This window comes from uncultured Campylobacter sp. (assembly GCF_938045775.1).
GTDB lineage: Bacteria > Campylobacterota > Campylobacteria > Campylobacterales > Campylobacteraceae > Campylobacter_B.
The window spans coordinates 1-8,402 of the sequence record NZ_CALIBH010000175.1; the positions used below are offsets into that span (position 1 = coordinate 1).

Below are 8,402 nucleotides of genomic sequence, written 5' to 3' on the forward strand. Positions count from 1 at the left end.
CGATCTCACAGGGCTCGCTCATCGCGCTTACCGGCTTGCCCGCGCCCAGCTCGCAGTAGACGCAGTTGAAGTTGCACTGCTTGCGCTGCGGGCTCAGATCGATACCGAGGCTGCGCCCGAACCTACGCGAGGTCACGGGCCCGAAAATATATCTCATTTTTGCTCCATGATTTGATTTGTGGGGTTTACTTGCGAGCAGAATTTCGCTTTAAAACTTTACTTTGCGGAATTTAATTTGCAAAATTTTAATTTGAAATTCCGCGTCGTGAAATTTTACTAAAATTTGCTTTTAAAAAATTTAACTAGAAAATCCCGCTTTTAAATTTTACGTAGCAAATTTATACTGATCTCAAGTCTCGCGCCAATAACGCTTTGTATCGAGCTTTTAAAATTCTACGTAGCAAATTTATGCCTTGAAATTTAACTTCCGCGTGCCGAAATTTAGCGCCGCTTTTATGCGAAATTTCACTTCTGCGCTCCACCCCGCTACGGCGGAATTTTAAGCTTAGAGTTTTGAATTTATCCTTAAATTTAGGGCGCGCGAGCTATAAATTTAAAGCGCAAGCTAAATTTAAGCTTGCAAGCTCGCAGTATTTTTACGCCGCTGCATACATAGCGCGTAAATTTTAAGCCTTGCTCGGCGTAAAAGCGACGTAAAATTTCAAATTTAGGCTAAATTTTAAAATTTAGCGATACCGCCGCGCAAAACGGCGCAGAATTTTAAAATTTAAAGCTTTGCGTTCCGCAGCTGTTTTGGCAGCGTGAAAGCGGTGTAAAATTTAAAATTTATGGGCAGCGGAAAAGATCGTGCGGAAGCAAAGCAGGCGACTCAAGCGAGCAAAATTTTAAATTACGGTTCTATGAAATTTCACAGCGGCGCGCTGCAAGCGAGCTCTCGCAAAATTAGGTTTTAGCGCGCGCTTAGCTCGTGCACCAGATCCACCAGATATTTGGCGTTTTGCACGCTTATGTCGGGCAAAATCCCATGGCCTAGATTAAAGATATGCGCAGCACCCTTCATCGACGCTAAAATCTCGCGCACGCCCGATTCTATCGCTCCGCGGTCGTATAGCCGCATCGGCTCCAGGTTGCCCTGAAGCGCAAATTTGCCCCCGAGCCGCTCGCGCGCAAGCTCGATCGGAGTGCTCCAATCCACGCCCCATACGTCAAAGCTTGCCTCGCCTCGCTGCTCCGCGATACGGCTCAGCCGCGACATCTGCGCGCCCGTGCCCTTGGCAAAGACGATGAGCGGGATATGCGGGAATTTCGCCTTTAAAAATTCCGTGATTTCTAGGATGTATCGCCAGCCGAACTCCTCGTATGCGCTCGGCTCCAGCGCGCCTGCCCAGCTGTCGAAGATCTGCACCGCATCGACGCCCGAGCCGATCTGACGCGCCAGATAAAGCTTCGTCGCCTCCGTAACGAGGCGCAAAATTTCATGCAGAAGCTGCGGATTTTCGTAGAGCATCCTTTTGCAAACGGCGTAATTTTTACTGCCGCCGCCCTCGATCATATAGGTAGCGATCGTCCACGGCGCGCCGCAAAAGCCGATGAGCGCTTTATCCGCAGCAAGGCACGAGCGAGTAAGCGAGATCGTATCATAAACGTATCCGAGCTCTGCGGCGGCCTTTTGCGGATCAAGGCGCGCCAGATCGCTCTGAGAGCGGATCGGATCGCTAAATTTCGGTCCTTCGCCCGCTTCGAAGCGCAGATCCATCCCCATCTGCATCGGCACGACCAAAATATCGCTAAAAAGTATCGCCGCATCGACGCCCAAAATCTCCACGGGCTGGATCGTTACCTCGCTAGCGGCGCGGTAGTCGCGACACAGGCTCAAAAAATCGCCCGCCCTCTCGCGCACCGCCATGTATTGCGGCAGGTATCGCCCCGCCTGGCGCATCATCCAAATGGGCGTGTATGGGGTCTCTTTGCCGAAGCATGCGTCGATGAAAACCATTTTTATCCTTTAAATTTACTCAAAATATACAAAGCCAAACAAACCGCAAAGATAGCCCCTGCGAGCAAAAGCATATCCAAAGGGGTAGTAAAATCGGTGTGCAAAATTCGTTTGAAAAAATCCACTACGAGCACCATTATGATGACGCTGCCGAGTTTGTGCTTCAGCTCATCCAGCGAGGCGATCTTTAAAACTTGTAAATTTAGATCCACAAACTCGTCGATAAACAGCTCATAAATTCCAAATACGAAGATTAGCAGCACTATAGCGACCAGATACAGATCGATCGCCGTTATTATCTCGCTTAAAATATCGACGTAAAGCGCTCGCTCGCTCTGCGGAGCTAGGAAAAATTCCACGATTTTATAGAGCGCCGAGCCGATTTCGTAGCTTGCCATCACAAATATCGCCGCGCCTGCCGCGATGCAAAAAAGCACTGGCAGGAGGGTTAAAAATTTGCTGCAAAGTAAAAATTTTTCAAATATAGCTTTCATTTCTTCCTTAAATTTTAATTCGGGATTAGCTGCTCGCAAACGAATGTATAAATTTAAAAGCCGCTCTATGCCGAAGCGTCCGTTTAGATTTATGCTCGTTTGCAACCGTGTAAATTTATCTCTTTTGATCGCGCCCGTTTGAGTCTTTAAAATTTTGCGCCAGGTTAAAGGCGCAAAATTTCAGCTCGCGGCATTAAATTTTAACTAGGTTGATTTGCAAATTTATTCGCGCAGCCTCGGCGCCGAAATCACGCGCGCGACTGTATCCGCGCACAAAAACTCGGCAGCCTTGCTAAATTATCCTACTTGTCTTGCTGCATATCGATCCAGCGAAGCGCGATGCGCACGGCGTTCGTAGCCGCTCCGACGCGGATCTGATCGGCGCTGCACCAAAGATGCAGAATTTTATCGTCGAAATTGTCCCTGCGGAGCCTGCCGACGTAGGTTTCGTTCGTGTCGCTCGAAAGCAGCGGCATCGGATATTCGTTTTTGTTTGGATCGTCTGCAAGCACGATGCTAGGCGCGTTTCTTAAAATTTCGCGCACGCGGCTAATCTCGAAATCCTTTTTAAATTTTATCGTGATCGCCTCGCTGTGGCTGCGAAGCACCGGCACGCGCACGCAGGTAGCCGAAACGGCGAAGTTTTTATGCAAAATTTTCTGCGTTTCGTTCACCATCTTCATCTCTTCTTTGGTGTAGTCATTATCCAAAAAGACGTCGATGTGCGGGATGACATTCATCGCGATCTGATGCGGGAAAACCTTCGGCTCGCACTCATCAAGCTTAAAAGCGAAAAACTGCTGCAACTGCTCTACAAGCTCGCTCATACCCTCTTTACCTGCGCCGCTTGTCGCCTGGTAGGTGCTTACGTCCACGCGCTCGATATCAAACGCGTCATCAAGTGGCTTAAGAATTTGAACCATCTGGATAGTTGAGCAGTTCGGATTAGCGATGATGCCTGTCTCTTCCCATAGCTTTATATCCTGAGGATTACACTCAGGCACGACGAGCGGGACATTTTCTTGCATGCGAAAGTGGCTCGTGTTGTCGATCACCACCGCGCCGCTTGCCGCAGCAAATGGCACATAGTGCGCCGAAATGGAGCCGCCCGCGCTAAAAAACGCGATGTCGATCTCGTTTTCGTCGAAGGTGCTGTCGGTAAGCTCCTTCACGACGTATTCTTTGCCGCGGAATTCCACCTTCTCGCCCGCGCTCTTTGCGCTTGCAAGCGGCAGTATGTCCTTTACGGGAAAGTTCATCTCGTCTAAGACGCGCAAAATCTCCTCGCCTACGGCGCCGGTAGCGCCTACGATGGCGATATTGTAACTATTCATCCTCTCCTCCTTTTAAAATTTCATCGCTAGGGCCGTCGCTCTGCGAATCTTTGCTATCCAAATTTGAATTTAGTAAATTTTCATCCTGCGCAAGCTCGTCTGCTTCGCCCTCGTCGCCCTCCTCGGCTTTCGGGCAGGTCGCGATACTCACTACGTCGTCGCCCTCGACATTTACGACGATGACGCCGCTGGTGTTGCGGCCCGCTTTGCGGATGCTTTGCATATCGACGCGGATCATCTTGCCGCTGGTGGTTAGCGCCATGAGATCCATCTCCTCATCAACCATCACGACGCCGATGAGCTCGCCCGTGCGGTTGGTAAGCTTCATGCAGATGACACCCTTGCCGCCGCGGTTTGTGAGGCGATACTCGCTCGCGGTGGTGCGTTTGCCGATACCCTTTTGGCTCACGCTTAAAATTTCTTGCATGTCGCTTAGAATAAACGCGGCACCGATGACCTCGTCGCCTTTTTCTTTAAATTTAATCCCTTTTACGCCGCGAGCGATGCGCCCCATCTGGCGAATTTTATTTAGATTAAATTTAAGACACATTCCCTTTTTCGTAGCGATGAAGAGCATATTTTCGTTAGCGCTTTGCGGCTCGCCCTCTTGCGCGCCCTCGTCTTGCGACATTTCATCTGAAATTTCATTCTCGCTTCCCTCTAAAATATCCTGCTCAGTTTGCTCTAGAATTTCTTCAGCCTCGCCGCCGTCCAGATCGTCGCCGCTTAGAGCGCCTTCTTTGTAGTTTTGCATCTCCTCGGCGCTGTTTGGAGCGATGAGGGCGGTTACTAGCGTATCGTCCACATCTAGGCTGATAGCGCGGATGCCGAGCGAGCGGATATTTTTAAACTCGCTTAAATTCGTGCGTTTTACGATGCCGTTGCGAGTGAAAAATACGAGCGACTTGCTCGGATCAAAATCGGTCGTAGGGATGATCGCCATGATCTTTTCGTCCGCGCCGAGTTGGATTAAATTTACGACCGCCTTGCCCTTTGCGGTGCGCGAGCCCTCCGGAATTTTATAGACCTTAAGCCAGTAAAGCTGCCCGCGGTCGGTGATAAACATAAGCGTATCATGGGTGTTGGACGTAAAAAAGCTCTCGATGAAGTCGTCATCGTACGTCGTGACCGCCACGCGCCCCTTTCCGCCGCGCTTTTGCTTCTCGTAAGTCTTGCTAGGCACGCGCTTGATGTAGCCGCGGTGAGTGATCGTAACGACCATATTTTCATTCGCGATAAGATCTTCGATGTCGATATCTTCGTAGTCATCGACGATTTCGGTAATTCGCGGGCATCTGAATTTATCCTTGATCTCCAAAAGCTCATCTTTGATGATCCCCTCAATCAGCTCCTCGCTCTTTAGGATCGCGTCAAGCCGCTTTATCTCGGCTAAAATTTCTTTTAGCTCCTCCTCGATCTTTTCGCGCTCAAGCCCCGTTAGGCGACTTAGCCTCATATCTAAAATCGCGCCCGATTGCGCCTCGCTAAGACCGAATCTGCTCATTAAATTTTCGCGCGCGACGTTGGTGTCGGCGGAGTTTCTAATCACATCGATCACTTCGTCGATATTATCTAGCGCAATCTTTAAGCCCTCCAAGATGTGCGCTCTAGCGCGGGCTTTTTGAAGCTCAAAAATCGTGCGGCGGATGATGACGGTTTTTCTGTGGTTCAAAAACAGCTTCAAAAGCTCTATCAGCGTGAAAATCTTCGGCTCCTTGCCGTCGATTGCGAGCATTATCACGCCGAAGGTCGCCTCCATCGTGGTTTGCTTAAATAGATTATTCAGCACGATCTCGCTCATCGCGTCGCGCTTAAGCTCGATTACTACGCGAATTCCGTCACGATCGCTCTCGTCGCGCACCTCGGAGATGCCCTCGATCTGCTTTTCTTTTACGAGATCTGCGATCTGCTCGATCAAGCGCGCTTTATTGGTCTGATACGGCAGCTCGTCGATTACGATGACGTCTTTACTAGCTTTTTTTTCAATATGGGTTTTAGCGCGAATTTTAACGCGCCCTCTGCCCGTTTTATACGCCTCGATGATTCCTTTTTTGCCGTAGATTATGCCGCCGGTTGGAAAATCGGGACCTTTGATCTCGCCCATAATCTCCTCTAGGCTTGCGTTTTTATTCTCAAGCAGTATCAAAAGACCGCCTACGAGCTCATCTAGGCTGTGCGGCGGGATATTCGTCGCCATTCCAACGGCGATTCCGCTTGAGCCGTTAAGCAGCAAATTCGGCACGCGCGCAGGCAGGACGTCGGGTTCGTTCAGGCTCTCGTCGTAGTTCGGCACGAAATCGACTGTCTCTTTATCCAGATCTTTTAGTAGCTCCTCGGCTAGCGGCGTCATACGCGCTTCGGTATACCTCATCGCCGCCGCGCCGTCGCCGTCGATCGATCCGAAGTTTCCCTGTCCGTCCACGGAAGGAATTCTCATCGAAAAGCTCTGCGCCATTCGCACGAGCGCGTCGTAAACGGCGGTATCGCCGTGCGGATGGTATTTACCGATGACGTCGCCTACGATACGGGCGGATTTTTTGTATGGCTGGCGAGAGCCCACGCCAAGATCGTTCATCGCATATAAAATTCGCCTATGCACCGGCTTTAGGCCGTCCCTGGCATCCGGCAGCGCACGACCGATGATAACGCTCATCGAGTAATCAAGATAGCTCGTCTTGATCGATTCTTCGACGTCGATATCGATGATCTCCTGATTTTCAAACATATTTGATTGCATAAATATCCTTTTAAATTTTGAAGCGTGATTATAGCGAATTATTCTTTTGCATTAGCTAAAACCAAGCCGCACACGGGCATAAAGCCGCCATCGATCAAACTCTCGCGCGCTTGCAGCATGCTAAGACCCGAGGTGATGATGTCGTCTACTAGGATCACGGGGAATTGCGGCGGGGTTAAAATTTTAAAATTTCGCTTGTGTTTTAGGCGAAATTCCAAACTCTGCCCGCTGTATTTGACGCGATTTTGCGCGCGCAGGCAGTGAAATTTCGGCTCAATCAGTTCGCTTTTTAGCGCGCGAGCTAAGATCGCCGTGTGCGAATATCCGCTACGAGCGTCATCATCCAGCGGCACGGCGTTAAATTTAAAAATTCCATCCGTTTTAAACGCTTCGTAGTTTCGCGGATTTGCAGAAATTTCGCGTTGCAGATCGCGCGGAAATTTTGCCAAGCTTAAAGAGGCTATGCGCGCAAGCACCGCAGCGCCGTATTCGTGATGTTTAGAAAGTATAAGCTCTCGAATTTCGGAGTAGCCGTAGTAATAAAACACGCTAAAGCCCTCCACCTGCCGCATACTTAGGCGGCATTCGGCTAAATTTGCGGCGCAGGCGGCGCAGATCGTGCGCAGGCTAAACGCGCCGCAATTTATGCAGCGCATCTAAAGCGTAGAGATGATTTGATCGGCGGATTTTTTGACGATGTCGCCAAGCAGGCTTTGCACGAAAGGATTAAGCGATCTAGCCGTGCGAAGCGCGGTAAATTGGCTCTGATCCTGCGAAACGCGCTTGGTCGTAGTTTTGTTGCCCTGCACGATAGAGATCACGATCTCGCCTCTTGCGCTCATATTTTCTTTCGAGTAGCCGTTGATCGCTGCCGAGATGCTTCTGATATTTACGGTTACGATATTCGGGCTTGCAGGATTGATCCTTACGCCGCGAGCCTCAAGCTCCGCGCGCAAAGCCTTATCGAACCACGCCGAGAGATTATTTTTTAAAAGCACTTCATCGACGAGTTTGCCGTCGTTGTCGTTTATAACGGCGATTACCATCTGATTTTCGCGCTGGTCGTTGATCGCGTTGATATTTACCGACTTGCCGCTTACGGTCTGATCGGCCTTAGAAAGATACGGATTTAGGCTGATGACGCTGCTGGTTTGCGAGCAGGCGACAAGAAATAGCGCAAATACGCCGATTAAAAATTTTTTCATTTTTATCCTTTTTCTGAAATTTGGGCGCATTGTAGCACTAAATTTAAAATTTATAGATTTTTTTGTATCATTGCAAGATCAAAGGAGAAATTTTGCAAGCACTAGCTTTAAAATACAGACCCAAAAGCTTCGAGCAGCTCATCGGTCAAGACGCCGTCGCCAAAAGCCTCGCGCACGCGCTGGATTCCGGCAGACTGAGCCACGCATATCTTTTCAGCGGACTTCGCGGCAGCGGCAAAACCTCGACGGCTAGGATTTTTGCCAAAGCGCTTTTATGCGATAAAGGCCCTACCGGCAAGCCGTGCGAGATCTGCGATAACTGCGTAATGGCAAACGAGGGGCGCCACATCGACATCATCGAGATGGACGCCGCCAGCCACCGCAAGATCGACGATATCCGCGAGCTCATCGAGCAGACGAAGTATCATCCCGCGAGCGCACGCTTTAAAATTTTCATTATCGACGAGGTGCATATGCTCACCAAAGAGGCCTCCAACGCGCTTTTAAAGACGCTTGAGGAGCCGCCTAGCTACGTAAAATTTATCCTTGCGACGACCGATCCGCTCAAGCTTCCAGTCACCGTGCTATCGCGCACGCAGCACTTTCGCTTTAAACCGATCGCTAAAAGCACCGTCGTAGCGCACCTAGAGCAGATTTTAAAAACCGAAAACATCG

General features: G+C 49.9%; 7 protein-coding genes and 1 pseudogene. 1 reads left to right on the forward strand and 7 read right to left on the reverse strand.

Translation table 11 applies throughout. The features are described 5' to 3' along the window. The 7 genes and pseudogenes from Q0238_RS06655 to Q0238_RS06685 all read right to left on the reverse strand — a co-directional run. Positions 1-157 (reverse strand): annotated as a pseudogene (locus tag Q0238_RS06655) (radical SAM protein); the annotation flags it as partial. A 753-nt stretch (positions 158-910) separates the two neighbouring features. Further along, complete coding sequence (hemE, locus tag Q0238_RS06660) at positions 911-1,957, reverse strand: uroporphyrinogen decarboxylase (protein WP_297944194.1); 1,047 nt, start codon at positions 1,955-1,957, stop codon at positions 911-913. 2 nt (positions 1,958-1,959) lie between these two features. Beyond that, complete coding sequence (locus Q0238_RS06665; RefSeq protein ID WP_297944197.1) at positions 1,960-2,451, reverse strand: YqhA family protein; 492 nt, start codon at positions 2,449-2,451, stop codon at positions 1,960-1,962. A 302-nt stretch (positions 2,452-2,753) separates the two neighbouring features. Beyond that, positions 2,754-3,785 carry an aspartate-semialdehyde dehydrogenase gene (locus Q0238_RS06670; RefSeq protein ID WP_297944199.1) on the reverse strand — a complete coding sequence of 344 codons (1,032 nt, stop codon included), beginning with the start codon at positions 3,783-3,785 and terminating at the stop codon, positions 2,754-2,756. Continuing rightward, the gene (gene gyrA / locus Q0238_RS06675; protein ID WP_297944211.1) at positions 3,778-6,510 is read right to left on the reverse strand and encodes a DNA gyrase subunit A; all 2,733 of its coding nucleotides are present in this window, start codon (positions 6,508-6,510) and stop codon (positions 3,778-3,780) included. Before gyrA ends, Q0238_RS06670 begins: the two co-directional genes overlap by 8 nt. 50 nt (positions 6,511-6,560) lie before the next feature. After that, positions 6,561-7,178, reverse strand: a complete 618-nt coding sequence (locus Q0238_RS06680; protein ID WP_297944202.1) for a ComF family protein — start codon at positions 7,176-7,178, stop codon at positions 6,561-6,563. Further along, entirely contained in the window at positions 7,179-7,727 is a 549-nt protein-coding gene (locus tag Q0238_RS06685; protein ID WP_297944205.1) for a YajG family lipoprotein, read from the reverse strand. Positions 7,728-7,819: 92 nt separating this feature from the next. On the opposite strand from Q0238_RS06685, the gene dnaX reads away from it, so the two are divergent. Next, positions 7,820-8,402 (forward strand): DNA polymerase III subunit gamma/tau (gene dnaX, locus Q0238_RS06690; RefSeq protein WP_297944208.1); only part of this gene is annotated, 583 nt, incomplete at its 3' end.